Origin of the sequence: Ochrobactrum chromiisoli (genome assembly GCF_026241335.1) — a bacterium.
In the GTDB taxonomy this organism is placed as follows: Bacteria; Pseudomonadota; Alphaproteobacteria; order Rhizobiales; family Rhizobiaceae; genus Brucella; species Brucella chromiisoli.
Genome location: NZ_JAPHAV010000005.1, coordinates 35,154 through 50,886 on the forward strand (window position 1 = coordinate 35,154; position 15,733 = coordinate 50,886).

The following is a 15,733-nucleotide window of genomic DNA, read 5'->3' on the forward strand; positions in this document are numbered from 1 at the left end:
GCAGATACTCATGACGATCCCGGTTTCGCCTGCCGCGGCGCAATTCCGCAGACTGTATCGGCTGACTGAACAGCCGATCAGCTTTTCGCTTGACGGCGTGCCTTTCGAGGGACGCCGTGGCGATACCGTGCTGACCGCTATTCTCTCGGTGCAGGGGAAGGTGCGTCATACCGAATTTACCGGAGAACCGCGTGCAGGCTTCTGCCTGATTGGCGCGTGTCAGGATTGTCATGTCATGACCGTTGAGGGTCGCAAGCTTCGTGCCTGCACAACGCTTTTGGAAAATGGCATGTCCTTTGTGACGGAGGCTCAACGATGAGCGCGGCACGTCATCCGGTTATTGTGGGCGCTGGTCCGGCGGGTATCCGCGCGGCTGAAACGCTGGTCAAAGCGGGCCTTCATCCGATTGTACTCGATGAGGGGTTTCGTTCGGGTGGCCAGATCTATCGCCGTCCGCCGTTTGATGATGGCCGCAGCTATCGTGCTCGCTATGGCTCCGAGGCGCATAAGGCTGAGGCGCTGCACAAAACGTTCGATACGCTTCGCGGCGCAATCGATTATCGCCCGGAAACGCTCGTCTGGAATATCACTCGCAGCGACGACGATCGTCTCGATCTGCTGACCAGCGGTGCGCATAGCCAATTGCCTTACAGCCATCTTATTCTGGCGACGGGTGCAACTGATCGGGTTCTGCCGTTTAAAGGCTGGACCAAACCCGGTGTTTATACGCTCGGCGCATCTCAGACGGCACTGAAAGCACAGGGCTGCACTGTTGGCGAGCGCGTGGTTTTCATGGGGTCGGGGCCACTGCTTTATCTGGTGGCATGGCAATATCACCATGCGGGCGCAAAGGTTGCAGCCGTGCTGGATACAGCGCCTGTCACGTCAAAATTCCATCTGGCGCATCTGGCACTTTATGCCCCGCGCATCGTGGCGCTTGGCGCTTATTATGGACTGCGTCTCAAGCTTGGTGGTGTGCCGATCCATTATAATGTGCGGCCCGATGAAGTGCTTGGTGATGACCATGTGACAGGCATTCGCTATCGCACGGGTAAGCATGTTCGTGACGTCGCGTGCGATGCGCTGGCTTATGGTTTTGCGCTGCGTCCGGAAACACAGCTTGCGGATCTCGCGGGTTGCGAATTTTGCTTTGAAGAACGCGACCGCGCATGGCTTCCTGCGGCAGACTTGCTTGGCCGTTCAAGCCGCGAAGGTGTTTATGTGGCAGGTGACGGTGCAGGCATTGCTGGTGCCGATGCTGCTGAAATTCGTGGGGCATTGGCCGCGATTGCTCTGCTTCGCGATATGGGAATGCCATTTGATGAAGGCAACGAGCGCGCGCTTTTGAAAAAGCTCAACCATATTTATCGCGAGCGGCTGATCGTGGAAAAAGCTTTCCCGTTTCCACACAACTGGTTCGATACGGTTGCGGGCGACGTAACGCTGTGTCGTTGCGAAGAAATCGCGGTCCGTGACGCAAAAGATGTCATCAGCCAAGGCGATACGCGCGAGATCAACCGGCTGAAAGCACTGACCCGTGTTGGCATGGGTCGTTGTCAGGGGCGCATGTGCAGTGCCGCCGCCGCAGAACTTCTGGCGTCGATGCAGGACAAAACCCCTGCTGAAACAGGGCGGATCCGTGCGCAGGCACCCGTCAAGCCGATCCCGCTTGGCTTTGGCGCACCGGACAGAGAAAGCACTTCGTCATGATGAGACATCTTCAGGCCGACGCGGTGATTATTGGTGGCGGGATTGTGGGCGGGTCGGCAGCACTTTTCATGCGCAAGGCTGGACTGTCGGTCATCCTGCTCGATAAGGGCTTTTGCGGCGCGCAGGCAAGTGGTGTCAATTATGGTGGCGTGCGCAGACAGGGCCGCGCGCCGGAACAATTGCCGCTGGCACAGCGCTCGCACGCATTATGGGCGCGCCTGCCGGAACTTATCGGCATTGACGGCGAATATATGCGTTGCGGCCATCTGAAACTTGCACGCACGGAAGCCCAGTTTGAAGCGCTGGAAGCCTATGCCGCCAAAGTCAGGCCGCTTGGGCTTGATGTCGAGATGATCGGTGGCAATGCGGTGCGCGGGCGCTTCCCATGGTTGCCCGGCGATGTGGCGGGTGCCTCGCTTTGTGCGGAAGATGGCAATGCCAATCCGCGTCTGGTTTCACCGGCCTTTGCGCGTGCGGCACGGGCTGCTGGCGCAACGGTTCTGGAAAATACCCCGGTTATTGAAACGCGTGAAACCGGCGATGGCTTTGCCATTCTCGCCGGCGACGGTATCGAAATCCGTTCACGCCTTTTGTTCAATTGCGCTGGCGCATGGGCGGATCAGTTTGCTGCCTCGTTTGGCGAGTCTGTGCCTTTGACGCGCATTTATCCGTCGATGGTTGTGACCGAGCCAATGCCCTATCGCCTGCCGATGAGCCTTGGCGAAGAAGGCGGCGGTTTCTATGGTCGTCAGGTCACGCGCGGCAATTATGTGATGGGTGGCGGGCGCGGTACGCCGCTTGCAAACCCGGATTTTTCGCGGCCTTCGGTCAATGCGGCATCGTCTGTTATGCTACGCGCGATTGAGCTTTTTCCGCATCTTCAACATGCGCAGGTGATCCGCTTCTGGTCAGGAACGGAAGCCGAAATGCCAGATGATAATCCGGTTATCGGGCCGAGTTCCCGCGTCAAAAATCTCTATCACGCCTTTGGTTTTAACGGTGCAGGGTTCCAGACCGGGCCCGCAGTCGGCGCGGTTCTCGCTGACCTCGCAATCAGGGGCGAGACAGAAACACCGATCGATGCCTTTTCGATCAACCGCTTCACTTCAACCAATACCAATCTTAACATGGAAGGGAACTAGCATGAAAAATCAACATATTACCGCAATGACGGCAATGGCGCTCGGCCTGTCAGTCGCGTTTGTATCAGCTGCATCCGCTGAGACCAAGACGCTCTATATCGGCATGAATGGCGGCAACATGGAGAAGGCTTACACCGAGCACGTTCTGCCGGAGTTCGAAAAGGCCAACAACGTGAAGGTCGTTGTCGTTCCGGGCACTTCGGCTGATATTCTGGCCAAAGCAACCGCGCAGAAAGACAATCCACAGATGCATGTCATGCTGCTCGATGATGGCGTGATGGTGCGCGCGATCAATGGCGGTCTTTGCCAGAAGATCACCGACGATGCAGTTCTTACCGACATTCAGCCAGCCGCGCGTCTGAAAGACGATATGGCCATCGGCGTTGATATGGGCATGACCGGTATTGCCTACAACAAGAAGCTTTTCGACGAAAAGGGTTGGGCAGCTCCTACCTCGTGGATGGATTTCGCGGATGAAAAGTACAAGAACGCAGTCGTGTTCCAGTCAGCTTCCGCTTCGACTTTCGGCCTGCATGCATTTTTGATGTTCAACCGCATTCAGGGTGGTGATGAAAAGAACCTGGAGCCAGGTTTTGAAAAATTCCCGGACACCATCGGCAAGAATGTTCTGGAATTCATCCCGTCATCGGCCAAAATTTCGGAAATGGTTCAGACTGGCGAAGCAGCAATTTTCCCGCTGACCCCAACCGGCGTCAACAACCTGAAAGACAAGGGCATTCCGGTTGAATATGCACAGCCAAAGGAAGGTTCTGTCATTCTCGCTGTGACTGAATGTGTTCTCGCTGGTAATAATGAACCGGAGCTGAGCCAGAAGCTTGCACATTACCTGCTTTCCGCAGATGCGCAGAGCAAGGCACTCGACCATGGCAACGTCATTCCGTCGAACCTGAAAGCAAAGGCCGGTACGCCAGAAGCACAGGCCAAGCTTGATGCTTTCAACGGCTACATGAAAACCGCCAATACGCTTGACTGGGATGCCGTCAACGAAGGCCGTCAGCAGCTTAACAGCCGCTGGAACCGCACGATCGAACAGTAAGATCATGTTCTGATGAAGAAAAGGCCGCAGATTGATCTGCGGCCTTTTTTCTATGCTGGGATATTGGCTTTCTGCTTTCGTGCCGATTGCCATAAGAGCGGCACAAGAATGAGAGCGACCGCCGGGAATATCATCCAGTTGATGGTTTGCCAGCCTGATGAATGCAAGAGCGATCCGGCAAAGAAGGACGCACAGGCAACCGTGCCGAAGACGAAGAAGTCGTTTGCGCCTTGCGCTTTGCCGCGTTCTTCCGGCGTGTGGCAATCGGCGACCATCGCGGTTGCGCCGATGAAACCGAAATTCCAGCCAATGCCCAGCAGGATCAGCGAAATCCAGAAATGGCTGAGATCAAGGCCCGAGAGAGCAACGATTGCCGATAAGCCAATAATCAGCAGGCCCAAAGCGGTAACGCGCTCCTTGCCGAACCGCGTGATCAGCAGGCCTGTAAAGAAACTTGGCCCAAACATTGCCAGCACATGCCACTGAATACCCAGCGCCGCGTGATCAACCGAATGGCCGTGGCCAACCATGGCGATGGGGGCGGCAGTCATAACGAACGTCATCAATCCGTAGGAGACGACGCCAGCGGTCAAAGCCAGCATGTAACGCGGGTTCAAAAGAATTTCTATGAGCGGTCGTCCGCTATCAGCGGCCTTGTTGGATTTGGTAGTTTTCGGCGAACGAAACAGCATGAGCACCGGAATTGCGAGAAGCGCAAGAACGGCCTGGCTCAGGAAGCTTCCCACATATGGCGTTGACGGCAATGCGTCACGTGTCCAGATGACAAGCTGTGGGCCAATAATCGCGGCGATCAGGCCGCCGATCATCACATAGGAAATGGCGCGCGCTTTGAGCGTGCCTGTTGCGGCATCGGTAGCCGCAAAGCGATAGCTTTGAACATATGCAGCATAAAAGCCAGCAGTGAACGTGCCAAGACAGAAGATCAGGAAGGACGTTGAAAAAATGCCAAGGGCTGCAATCAGGCCTGCTGCCATGCCGAAGCACGCGCCCAACAGATAGCCGTTGCGGCGTCCAACGGTCCGCATCACGAAAGCCGCTGGCAATGTGCCCAATGCGAGACCAAGATTAAACAGGCTCACCGGCAGCGTGACGAGTGCCGGATCGGAAGAAAGCTGCTGGCCAACCAGACCGCCCAGCGAAATGATGATGGGTGGACTTGAAGCACCCAGTGCCTGTGCTGCGGTCAGCACGAAAATATTGCGTTTGGCGATGGTCTGGTCGGTCATGTTTCACCCTTTCGGGATGCGCGTTTCGTGGTGCCTGGTCAGGTCGTGGCTATTCAGCCGGAACCTGAAAATTTGTGCAAAGCACTGCCATCACCTGCCGCGCTATATCGCTTTCAACGCGATACCATATCGTCTGCCCGTCACGTCGCCCGGCGATAATGCCCTCACGTCGCAACAAAGCCAGATGCTGTGAAACGGTCGAGTCGCGTAGGCCGATCAGCTCTGCAAGCTGTCCCACCGACTTTTCTCCTCCGTACAGCCGACACAGAATCATAAGCCGGTGATTGTTGGCAATTGCTTTGAGAAATTCACTTGCCTTGTCGGCCGCGAGATGGGTTTTGACACCGGGGTCGATTGGGTGAGTTCTATTCATATCTTCATAACTACGAAACCATGAAGATATAGTCAATCCGTAAAGCTGAGCAAAAGGGCTTCTGCTTACACTCATGATATTGTAGTTTTCACGCAGTGATTTCGCTGATTGGCCCTGGAGTTGTTGTGCGCATAGCTGTGTTGGGAATTGTTGCCGGTGTTGTGTTGTCGGGTCAGGCTTATGCAGACGATGACTGGAAAGCCGTTGAAATTATAAAACCTTATGCGATTTCCGGCCACACTGGTCCGCAGCTTTATGAATCCATTGGCGAGCGTGGCCCACAGGCCGGAAAATCCCGCGTGATTGCGCACACGACCTTTGTCTTGACCTGGGATCGCAAGTTCGACAATTCCAACAATGGCTGTCGGATTGTATCAGCAAAGCCAAAACTCAAGATCACCTATACGCTGCCCAAGCCATCACAGAAGCTTTCCTCGCCAGTGAAAGAAAACTGGGAACGCTTTTATGACGGCATTTACAAGCACGAGCTTGTCCATGGCGAGACCGCCAAGGATATGACGCGCGAGATCGTCCGCACAACGGTGGGACTGTCCATCCCGAACGATCCGAAATGCCAGAAAATGCGCCGCGAACTGATTAACCGTATCAATGCGCTGGTCGCCGTTCAGCGTCAGCAGGGCCGTGATTTCGACCGCATTGAAATGGGATCCGGCGGCAATGTTGAACAGCTTATTCTGGCACTCGTGAACGGAGGGTAGCCTACGCCGGACTTCCGGCGCAGGCTTGCATCACTAAGCTCGTTTAGCACGAAGCGCTTTCGCTGCCGCCACCATATTGACGAGGGCAGGGCGCACCTCATCCCATTTGCGGGTTTTCAGGCCGCAATCGGGATTGACCCATAGCTGGCCATCGGAAAGCTGCTTGCGGGCGAGTTGCAACAGATCAGCCATCTCACCGACATTCGGAACGCGCGGCGAATGAATATCATAGACGCCCGGCCCGATTTCGTTTGGATATTTGAAGGTCTTGAAGGCTTCGAGCAATTCCATGCGTGAGCGCGACGTTTCAATGGAAATCACATCGGCATCCATATTGGCAATTGCCGCGATGATGTCGTTGAATTCAGAATAGCACATGTGGGTGTGGATCTGCGTTTCATCGGCAACGCCGGTCGAGCAGAGGCGAAAACATTCGACGGCCCAGTCAAGATAATGCGCCCAGTCGGCACGGCGCAAAGGCAGACCTTCACGCAATGCGGCCTCATCAATCTGGATCATAGTGGCGCCTGCAACTTCAAGATCATGCACCTCGTCACGAATGGCGAGCGCAATCTGGCGGCAGCTTGCCGAGCGTGGAATGTCGTCGCGGACAAATGACCAGTTGAGGATCGTGACCGGGCCCGTCAACATACCCTTGATCGGCTTGTCGGTCAGCGATTGTGCATATTTCCACCATGCCACCGTCATCGGTTCAGGACGCGAAACATCGCCGAAAATGATGGGCGGGCGGACATAGCGCGAGCCATAGCTTTGCACCCATCCGTGCTTGGTGAAGGCGAAGCCCGAAAGCTGCTCGCCGAAATATTGCACCATATCGTTGCGTTCAAACTCGCCATGCACCAGCACATCAAGGCCGATTTCTTCCTGCCAGCGGATTGCGGCTTCCGTCTCACGCTGAATAAAACCTTCATATTGGGCGCTGGTGATCTCGCCTTTGTTATGTGCTGCGCGCGCTTTGCGCACTTCCGGCGTTTGCGGAAAAGAACCGATGGTTGTGGTCGGAAAAGTGGGAAGACCAAGCTTTGCATTTTGCAATTTCTGACGTTTTGCAAAAGCACTCTGGCGGCTTTTCTGCGCCTCGGTGATATTCGCAATCCGCTGTTTAACGGCTGCATTATGCACGCGGGGTGATCGGGCTCTGCTGCCGAGCGCGTCGCTGGCGGCCTTGAGTTCAGAAAGAACAGTGCTTTTGCCGGATGCCAGGGCGCGTCCGATGATGGAAAGCTCGTCGATCTTCTGCGCTGCGAATGCAAGCCAGCTTTTCAGCTCTTCATCAAGGGTTGTTTCAAGCTCCAGATCAATCGGCACATGCAAGAGCGAGCAGGACGGTGCGATTTCGATTGTTTCCAGCCCGCGCTTGTCGATCACAGGCTGTATACGGTCGATTATTGCGCTGAGATCGGCGCGCCAGATATTGCGCCCGTCGATGACGCCGAGCGAAAGCACCTGATCTTTGCGTGCTTTGTTCACAACGTCCGCAAGCTGGTCTGCCCCACGCAAAAGATCGACGTGCAGGCCCGCAACCGGCAGGGCAAGCGCTGTTTCGAGATTGCTGCCAAGGTCTCCGAAATAGCTGGCAAGCAGGATTTTGACCGGGCTTGCGGTGCTCAAGCGCTGATAGGCCAGTTCAAAGGCAGCACGTTCATTGGGGATGAGGTCGAGAACCAGCGCTGGTTCGTCAATCTGCACCCAGTCGGCTCCGGCCTTTGCCAGTTCCTGCAAGAGCGCTTCATAAACAGGCAGCAGTTTCGGCAGCAGCGCTATCGGGTTGAAACCCGCAGCGGTGGATTTTGCCAGTTTCAGGAACGTGACTGGCCCAAGAATGACCGGGCGCGTGTGGATACCCAGCGCTTTAGCCTCAAGAAAATGCTCGACCGGTTTGCGTGAGGAAAGCGCGAAGTTCTGATCGTCGGCAAGTTCTGGCACCATGTAATGATAATTGGTGTCGAACCATTTGGTCATTTCCAGCGCGGTTACGCCGTCACCCTGATGGTTGCAGCTGCAATCACTGTGCGTTTTGCCTTCGCTCCCACGCGCCATGGCGAAATAGGTTCGAAGTGATATATCGCCGCCCGACCAGCCATAGCGCGCAGGGATCGCCCCCACCATCACGGCAGTATCGAGCACATGATCGTAAAGCGAGAAATCATTGGATGGGATTTTCGTGATGCCGCGGTCGCGTTGTTCTGTCCAGTTGGCGGCGCGCAGGGCGCTTGCGATTGCGAGCAGTTCCACCTCGGACGTCTTACCGGACCAGAAGGCTTCGAGTGCGAATTTCAGCTCACGATGACGGCCAATGCGCGGCACGCCCAGCGTGGCGGTAGCAAGTGTTGCTGTGGCGATTGTTGTTTGTGACATAGCTATATACCCCGACATAGAAAGGGGCGTGGGCTTGCAGATGTGCACAGAAGGCCGCCAAAAAGCGACCAGATATGCGACACTCCGGGAGACCCCGCCCGTTGACGTTATTTGTCATGGCAGGTCTCCTGGCTCGCGGGTCAGCACCTTAGCGCGCATCTTCACCCGAAAACTGTTTCACGTTTTCGGGATGCACTCTGATCCGCCTTCCCGGAATTTTTATTCCAGTGGCATGATGGATCAAGGCTCACCGCTTACAGTTGCGGGGGCAGCACCGGTATTGTTTGTAACGCACCGGTTTCCCTCTTAGCTTCCGTCTGAAATCTGACGAAAGAACCATAACAATGGCCAGTCTGGCGGAAGCGTTGCCGCATGTCAACATCACATAAAGAAATGTTTATATCTTTAAATCATGATTATTGGTAATTCGTTTCGCGCTTTTCTGGCCTGTGTTGAACCACCTGTGCTCACAAAGCTGGGATAGGTGATTGCCAAAAAGCCGTAATTATTTCAAATAGTCCATCGGCCATATGCTCACCAATCGAAAGCGGGATAGACGTGCTCCGTATCAAATTTGCTTTTCTTTGCCTCATCCTCGCAATTGCTTCTCCTGCCAACGCTCTAGAAGCTGGTGCGCTGCCTGTTCTAAAGCCGCTGCCACAGCAGGCACAGGCTGCTCAACTGACATCTGAATTTCTTCAGCGTTTTCATTATAAGCCCGTGCCATTAGACGATGCATTGTCAGCCAAAATCATGGATCGCTTTATCGAGATGCTCGACCCTGAAAAGCTGATCTTTTTGCAATCCGACATTGATAGTTTCAAAACGCGCAGCACGCAGATTGATGATGCAATCGAGGGGCAGGATCTGAGTATTCCGTTTGCTATTTTTAACATTTATAGCCAGCGCATTGCTGATCGCATGTCTTATGCGGAGCAGTTGCTCAATGAGAAGTTCGATTTCAGTGCAGAAGAGAGCTATCTGGTCGATCGCAAGAAAGAATCTTGGCCCAAAACGGAAGCGGAACGCAATGATCTTTGGCGAAAGCGCGTCAAGAATGACTGGCTGCGTCTTAAACTTGCCGGCAAAGATGATAGTGCTATTCGCGATACGCTGACCAAACGCTACGAAAACTTACTTTCACGGGCGTCACAATCCAAAGCTGACGACGTATTCCAACTCTTTATGGCTGCTTATACAACCTCTGTCGATCCGCACACAGATTACTTTGGTGCCAATGCTGCTGCCGAATTCGATATTTCGATGAAGCTTTCCCTCGTGGGTATCGGCGCGGTGTTGCAGGATCGGGACGACTTTACAACCATTCGCGAGTTGACTGCGGGTGGTCCGGCGCAATTGTCGGGTAAGCTTGCGGTTGGTGATCGGATTGTTGGTGTCGGCCAGGGCGAGGATGGGCCTATCAAGGAAGTTGTCGGGATGCGACTTGATGAGGTCGTCAAACTGATACGCGGCGACAAAGGCTCTATCGTGCGTCTTGAGATATTGCCTGCAGAAGCCGGAGCCGACGGTAAACATAGGATTATCAGTCTTATTCGCGATAAGATCAGCCTTGAAAAGCAGGCGGCTCAGAAGAAAGTCTTGTCTGTAGAAGATGGCACCGCAACACGTAAAATTGGTGTCATTACACTTCCCGCCTTCTATGAAGATATTGAAGCGCGGCGAAAAGGTGAAAAGGACTACAGAAGTGCCAGCCGCGACGTTGCAAAGCTTCTTGGCGAGCTTAAGCAGGAAAAAGTGGATGGCATTCTGATTGATCTGCGTAACAATGGCGGCGGATCATTGAGTGAAGCGATTGATCTCACTGGTTTGTTCGTTGGAAAAGGCCCAGTTGTTCAGCAGCGCAACGCAAAGGGTGAAATCAAGGTCGAACGCGATGATCTCTCTAAGCCTGCGTGGGAAGGTCCGCTTGGTGTGCTGATTAATCGTGGTTCTGCCTCCGCGTCTGAAATCTTTGCGGCTGCGATACAGGACTATGATCGGGGTGTGATTATCGGTGAGCCGAGCTTCGGGAAGGGCACTGTGCAGACGGTGGTCAATCTGGACGAGGTGGCACAAAATCCGCAACCAAAATTTGGTGAGTTGAAATTTACGGTTGCCCAGTTTTTCAGAGTGAACGGTGGCACGACCCAATTGCGCGGCGTATCGCCCGATATAAGTTTGCCGGGTCTTTACGATCTCAAAACTGTTGGTGAAGCAAGCTTTGACAATGCCTTGCCGTGGACCCAGATAAAGGCTGCGAAACACAAGTCTTTTGGCGAGGCGAAGGCTTTCCTTCCCTTGCTGCAGGAAAAGCACGATGCACGCGTTAAAGAGGATGTCGAGTTCCAGCGCTTTGCAGATGATGTTTCTGCGTTGAAGCTCAATCGCGAAAAAACGACGATTTCTCTCAATGAAGATGAACGTCGGGCCGAAATGAAGGCGCAGGCAGCGCGCGCGCGTACACCGGGTCAAAATGATGATGGCTTGCAGTCAAACGAGCGAAGCCTGAGCGATGACATCGCTTTGGAAAAGGCGCGCAAGGACATTAAGGATGTGCTGCAGAATGAAGCTGCTGCGATTGTTGTTGATCTTGCAGACTTACAGAGGAAAGGTGCAAAAACATCGTCCAATTAAACAATCGCGTTGTTGGTCTTCCACGGCACCGGCTGGTCAAATTTGCGCGCAAATTCGAACAGCCGGATAGTCTGGATCAGAGCGGAGCAAGCTTATAGCATTTTCTGTTTTGGGTGGATCGCTGAAAATGCTTTCGCTGTTTGTTGCACCCATTATCCCGCGAAAAACTGCTTCGCACTTTTGCTGGAAATACTTTAAAACTTGCGGCTGAATGAGACTTTCAAGTTACGTCCCGGCATGGCAGAAATGCCATCGCTGAGATAAGGCTCATAGTTCTTGTCGAACACGTTTTCCAGCGCAAGACGCAATTCAGAGTCCTTCATCAGCCCCTGCGTCGGGGTCCAGTTGAAGAACAGGTCATGCACGGAATAGCCCGGTGCTTTGGGGCGATTATAGCTTAAATCACCTTTGACATGCGAGGTTCTGTCCTGCTTGTCGACGAAGGTCCCAGTCCAGCCGAAGTTGATGTCGTTATCGGGAAGTTTGTAGCCCAGCGTCGCCACCGCAGTCGTTGGCATGATGTCGTTGATATAGCTGTCCGGTCCGCGCACATTGTTGAGTGTGCCCTCACGTCTGCCGATCATGTAAGTGAGGCTGGCATCGGCGAACATGAAGTTGTTTTCGTAATGGGCTTCGAGCTCGATGCCGCGCGTATAGTAGGACGGCATATTCCAGTAAAATGGCGCTTCACCGTAGCTGAGATTGGCATTGTTCGCGCTGCCGACGCGTCGTCCGACCGGGTTGGAAACATGATTGTTAAAGAACGAACCGCGCACCATCAGCATATCGCCATCGGTAAACAGGTTGTTGAGCGCAGTGTCCGCACCGATATTGATGGTATTGTTGCGCTCTACCTTGAGGTTGCGGCTGGTTCCTGACGCTTTCGTCTGTATGCTCTGGGTCGAGTAGATTTCATCGATGTTTGGTGCACGCATTGCATAGGCCCAGTCGGCAAAAAGCCGCGTTGCGGGGGTGAGCTGATAGGAGGCGCTCAGAGCGGGCGTGAAACCGTGATGTGATGTTGCCGAATAATCGTGACCAGCGGCGGGATTGTTATAACGAGGGGCGGCGTTTGGAACGCCCTCGGAGCGTACATAATCGTAGCGAACACCGGGCGTGATGATGAGCTTATCGGTGACTGTCATGCGGTCGCGGATGAAGAAGGATGTCATGTCCTGCTTGCCAGCGGGCATGATCCATGGCGCATAATAACCGTAATTATACTGTGCTTGCTTCGCATTGGCTTTATCGAACATCGTCACATCACGGACGTGATGATTATATTGCACACCGTAATTCAGACTGTGTTCAATGCTGGCCAGTTCGAAATTGGAGGTGTTCTCTGCTTCGAGGTGAAAATCCGAATATTTTGCATCGTTTTCGGTGCCTCCCAGTGATCCAGTGCCATTCACGCCCGGAAAGCGTTCGGCATGCATATCGGTTGAGGAATAGCTTGCCATCATGCGCGTGTTCACCAAATCGCTGTCGCCGTCATAGGTGTGTTCGACAACCGATGTGAAATCCTTCAGTTCGCGCCAGGCGAGAAGCCTTTGAATGGCGGCTTTATATGCGGGCGTACCCGGCACCAGCGCATTGTTGCTTGGCTCAAACTGCCCGCGAATGGCGGCAAGCGGTCCCCAGTTGGCACTTTCACCATAAAGGACGGAAGCTTTAACTGCGTGACCACCATATTCGCCACTCAGCTTGCCGGAGAAAGACGTCAGCTCAGAATTGGAGTAATTGTAGATGTCTCCGCCGCCGATCCGCATATTGTCACCCTTGCGCCAGGTCAGGCTGGCTATGCCGTCGAAATCAATTGCAGTGCCGAGATTGGAGCGGCCATAGATGGCTCCGGTTTCCAGAAATTGCTTGTTCGCCGTCTGATAGGCAGTCTTGCCCCAAATGCCCCAGCTTTCGCCATCGCGCAGCATGTCGGCTGCATCCTTGCTTTCCAGCTTTATGGTGCCGCCAAAGCCACCATTGCCGTAACGAACGGTCGTTGCCCCTTTTTCTATTTCGATGCGTTTGAGAAGTTCGGGTTCGACAAAAATTGTACCCTGATCGTATTTCTCGAAGTTCTTAGGGGCGCCATCGAGCAAAATGCGAACATCTGTCTGGCGTGAAAAGCCGCGGATGGCAATCGACTGGCCTTCGGTGCGCACGCCGCCCAGCATGGAGACGCCGGGTGTTCTTTTGACGAGTTCCGGAATTGTCGAGGCTTGAGCCTGTTCGAGCTGTTCCGATGTGATTTGCGATACTCGCGGATCAAGTTCGGCAAAATTCACGCCGGTGATATGCGAAATGCTGATTGTATCAAGTTGCAGCGAGCCGTCATCGGTCGGCACTGGCGCATTGTTTGCTTCCGCCGGGCGCTCCAGCCGAACGGTTTTTTCGCTGGTAAACCGGTATCGAATGCCGGTATTGCGGAGTATCGTTGAAAGCGCTTCAGCGAGCGTCATCGTTCCGTGCACACCCGGTGTATTCAGTCCCGTTGTCACAGATGCATCAAATGCAATTTGCAAGCCTGTCTGAACAGCAAGGCGGTTGAGGCCTGTTGCAAGCGACCCTGCCGCAACATTCACGGTGACGGGTTGGGTTGCCGCTTGGGCCATAGCTGGTGCTGCAAAAAATGGGCTTAAAACAGTGCCGCTTAAAAGCAGCGAAGCAAAAAGAGGCCGCATATAGGCGGTAAGAATGCGTGAGGAGGGGCTTTTCATGTCGTGTCCAGTCTCAACGTTCAAGGCGTTGAAAATTTCGGTGTTGAAGCATCCGCGCATGTTGCGCGCATTGCCTTTCATGGACTGGACGAATGAAAACCGGCTTATGGGACATTCAATTGAAAATTAATTATGCAGGACTGTCAGCAGCGCCCCGATATGCGTGGCTTTCAGATCAAACACCTTGATAAAATCATCAAGCGCGGTGGACGGTGAAGACAGATCGAAAGTGCCAGTAATGCGGCGTTGCGCAAGATCATTGCTTGCAATCATGATCCGGCCGGGAAGATGTCGTGCAATATCTTCGACCACGTGCGAAAGCGGCTGGTCTTCAAAAATGAGCCGCCCATTGCGCCATGAGGCTGCGAATTCAGGATCAATCGCCGTGACCTGTCCGATGCCTGTTGCACTGTCGTAAAAAACGCTGTGGCCTTGTTCGAGACGCAAGGTGTCACGCGGGGTGGGTGCTGGGCCTGAAGCGCTGCTCTTGACCTCAACGGCGTGCTCCGTGACGACCACGTCTGCACCGCGCTCTTTCAGCTTCACATCGAATTCAGTGCCAAGAGCTGTAATATTGCCCTTGGCAGCGCTCACCGTGAAAGGGCGCTGCGTGTCCTTGGCAACGATGAAATAGGCTTCCCCGCGCAGGAGATGAACGTGACGGCCTTTGTTTGTGATGTCAAAAGAGATGGCCGAACTTGAATTGAGCTGAACGGTCGATCCATCGGCGAGTTTTATCACGGGCATTTCGCTGCTTGCAGACATCGCGTCTGCGCGCAGGCGCATGGGGCCATCAAAAGCGATGAAAGCTGCTGCGAAAGCAACAAAAACCAGCATTGACGCCACTGTCGCGCGCACCGGAAAACGCGGTCTTCTGGCAGCTGTTTTGGCGAAATCGATATCCTGCAACAGCAGTAAACGCGTATCGCTGAAAACACGTGAGGCTTTTTTGAAGGCCAGCTCATGCCGGCTATCGCTTGCGCGCCAGCGTGCGCATGCCTCCGCCAGCGCCATATCCTTCGGCGATGCCTGAAGCTGCATCAGCCAATCGACGGCCTGCTCTTGAATCAGGCGTTGTGCCTTGTCTGGTTTTGACGTGGATGAGCGCATCATCCCTGATCCAGTTCATCAAGCCGACAGAGGCAGTGAATCAGCGCCTTGCGAAGGTGGCGGTCCACCATATTGCGCGTGATTCCAAAGCGGCTGGCAATTTCATCTGACGGCAGATTGCCAATGCGATGGGCAATGAAAACGCGGCGCTGGCGAAGAGGAAGTTCCATAATCGCATGACGCAGGCAGTTGAGCCGTCGCGGCATGTCAAGGGCGATGTCAGGATTGGCGTCTTTGCTGGCGATATACGCGGCTTCTTCTTGCGTGCCGGAAAAGAGCTTGGCTTCAAAACGCTCGCGGCGAAACCGGTCAAGGCCCAGATTAATAGCCGCACGCGTTAAAAATGCGTGGAGAGATGACTTGCCTTCAAGGTCGGTCCGGCGATCTTTCAGCCTCACATAAAGATCATGGACAATGTCGTTGGCATTTGAGGATACGTGCCCGCGTCGACGGACTGCGCGACACAGCTCGTCATAATAATCAGTAATGGCAACATCAATCTCTGCCATATCGCGCAGCGGAAAAGCCGCGGGCAGATTAGATTTCTCTGACTGGTTCAAGGCGGGCACCGGATTTGTATGGCCGCATTATAAGGATGTGCTCAATTAAATGCAATTATATATGAACAATTTACTCATCTTATGA

The 15,733-nt window shown here is 54.0% G+C and carries 13 protein-coding genes and 1 riboswitch; of the genes, 7 read left to right on the plus strand and 6 right to left on the minus strand.

The window, feature by feature from the left end; all coding sequences use genetic code 11:
• Positions 1 to 10 precede the first annotated feature (10 nt).
• From OPR82_RS11895 to OPR82_RS11910, 4 genes are read left to right on the plus strand one after another with little or no spacing between them, the layout of a single operon-like run.
• Positions 11 to 319, plus strand: a complete 309-nt coding sequence (locus OPR82_RS11895; protein ID WP_265985005.1) for a (2Fe-2S)-binding protein — start codon at positions 11 to 13, stop codon at positions 317 to 319.
• Positions 316 to 1,710, plus strand: a complete 1,395-nt coding sequence (locus tag OPR82_RS11900; protein WP_265985006.1) for an FAD/NAD(P)-dependent oxidoreductase — start codon at positions 316 to 318, stop codon at positions 1,708 to 1,710. Before OPR82_RS11895 ends, OPR82_RS11900 begins: the two co-directional genes overlap by 4 nt.
• A complete protein-coding gene (locus OPR82_RS11905) occupies positions 1,707 to 2,852 on the plus strand; it encodes an NAD(P)/FAD-dependent oxidoreductase (RefSeq protein WP_265985008.1) in 1,146 nt (381 codons plus the stop codon). The genes OPR82_RS11900 and OPR82_RS11905 overlap by 4 nt, the downstream gene beginning before the upstream one ends.
• Position 2,853: 1 nt before the next feature.
• The gene (locus OPR82_RS11910; protein ID WP_265985010.1) at positions 2,854 to 3,909 is read left to right on the plus strand and encodes an ABC transporter substrate-binding protein; all 1,056 of its coding nucleotides are present in this window, start codon (positions 2,854 to 2,856) and stop codon (positions 3,907 to 3,909) included.
• A 50-nt stretch (positions 3,910 to 3,959) separates the two neighbouring features.
• Here OPR82_RS11910 and OPR82_RS11915 read toward each other — a convergent pair whose 3' ends face one another.
• Both OPR82_RS11915 and OPR82_RS11920 read right to left on the minus strand, forming a co-directional pair.
• Positions 3,960 to 5,156 carry an MFS transporter gene (locus tag OPR82_RS11915; protein WP_265985011.1) on the minus strand — a complete coding sequence of 399 codons (1,197 nt, stop codon included), beginning with the start codon at positions 5,154 to 5,156 and terminating at the stop codon, positions 3,960 to 3,962.
• Between the two features lie 49 nt (positions 5,157 to 5,205).
• Positions 5,206 to 5,529 (minus strand): ArsR/SmtB family transcription factor, encoded by a 324-nt coding sequence (locus OPR82_RS11920; RefSeq protein WP_265985012.1) that lies wholly within the window; start codon positions 5,527 to 5,529, stop codon positions 5,206 to 5,208.
• Positions 5,530 to 5,660: 131 nt separating this feature from the next.
• On the opposite strand from OPR82_RS11920, the gene OPR82_RS11925 reads away from it, so the two are divergent.
• Positions 5,661 to 6,248: a DUF922 domain-containing Zn-dependent protease gene (locus tag OPR82_RS11925; protein ID WP_265985208.1), complete on the plus strand. Its 588-nt coding sequence runs from the start codon at positions 5,661 to 5,663 to the stop codon at positions 6,246 to 6,248.
• A gap of 33 nt (positions 6,249 to 6,281) precedes the next feature.
• Here OPR82_RS11925 and metE read toward each other — a convergent pair whose 3' ends face one another.
• Positions 6,282 to 8,627: a 5-methyltetrahydropteroyltriglutamate--homocysteine S-methyltransferase gene (metE, locus tag OPR82_RS11930; RefSeq protein WP_265985014.1), complete on the minus strand. Its 2,346-nt coding sequence runs from the start codon at positions 8,625 to 8,627 to the stop codon at positions 6,282 to 6,284.
• A 101-nt stretch (positions 8,628 to 8,728) separates the two neighbouring features.
• A riboswitch (cobalamin riboswitch) is annotated at positions 8,729 to 8,983 on the minus strand.
• Positions 8,984 to 9,185: 202 nt separating this feature from the next.
• Here metE and OPR82_RS11935 point away from each other — a divergent pair.
• Positions 9,186 to 11,261 carry a carboxy terminal-processing peptidase gene (locus tag OPR82_RS11935; RefSeq protein WP_265985015.1) on the plus strand — a complete coding sequence of 692 codons (2,076 nt, stop codon included), beginning with the start codon at positions 9,186 to 9,188 and terminating at the stop codon, positions 11,259 to 11,261.
• A gap of 194 nt (positions 11,262 to 11,455) precedes the next feature.
• On the opposite strand, the gene OPR82_RS11940 is transcribed toward OPR82_RS11935, so the two are convergent.
• Positions 11,456 to 13,978 (minus strand): TonB-dependent receptor, encoded by a 2,523-nt coding sequence (locus OPR82_RS11940; RefSeq protein ID WP_265985017.1) that lies wholly within the window; start codon positions 13,976 to 13,978, stop codon positions 11,456 to 11,458.
• On the opposite strand from OPR82_RS11940, the gene OPR82_RS11945 reads away from it, so the two are divergent.
• Complete coding sequence (locus tag OPR82_RS11945) at positions 13,977 to 14,108, plus strand: hypothetical protein (protein ID WP_265985019.1); 132 nt, start codon at positions 13,977 to 13,979, stop codon at positions 14,106 to 14,108. The genes OPR82_RS11940 and OPR82_RS11945 overlap by 2 nt on opposite strands.
• Here the strand turns inward: OPR82_RS11945 and OPR82_RS11950 are convergent.
• Positions 14,105 to 15,091: a FecR family protein gene (locus OPR82_RS11950; protein ID WP_265985021.1), complete on the minus strand. Its 987-nt coding sequence runs from the start codon at positions 15,089 to 15,091 to the stop codon at positions 14,105 to 14,107. The two genes, OPR82_RS11945 and OPR82_RS11950, sit on opposite strands and share 4 nt — an antisense overlap.
• Positions 15,088 to 15,657 carry an RNA polymerase sigma factor gene (locus OPR82_RS11955; protein WP_265985022.1) on the minus strand — a complete coding sequence of 190 codons (570 nt, stop codon included), beginning with the start codon at positions 15,655 to 15,657 and terminating at the stop codon, positions 15,088 to 15,090. The genes OPR82_RS11950 and OPR82_RS11955 overlap by 4 nt, the downstream gene beginning before the upstream one ends.
• Positions 15,658 to 15,733: the final 76 nt, after the last annotated feature.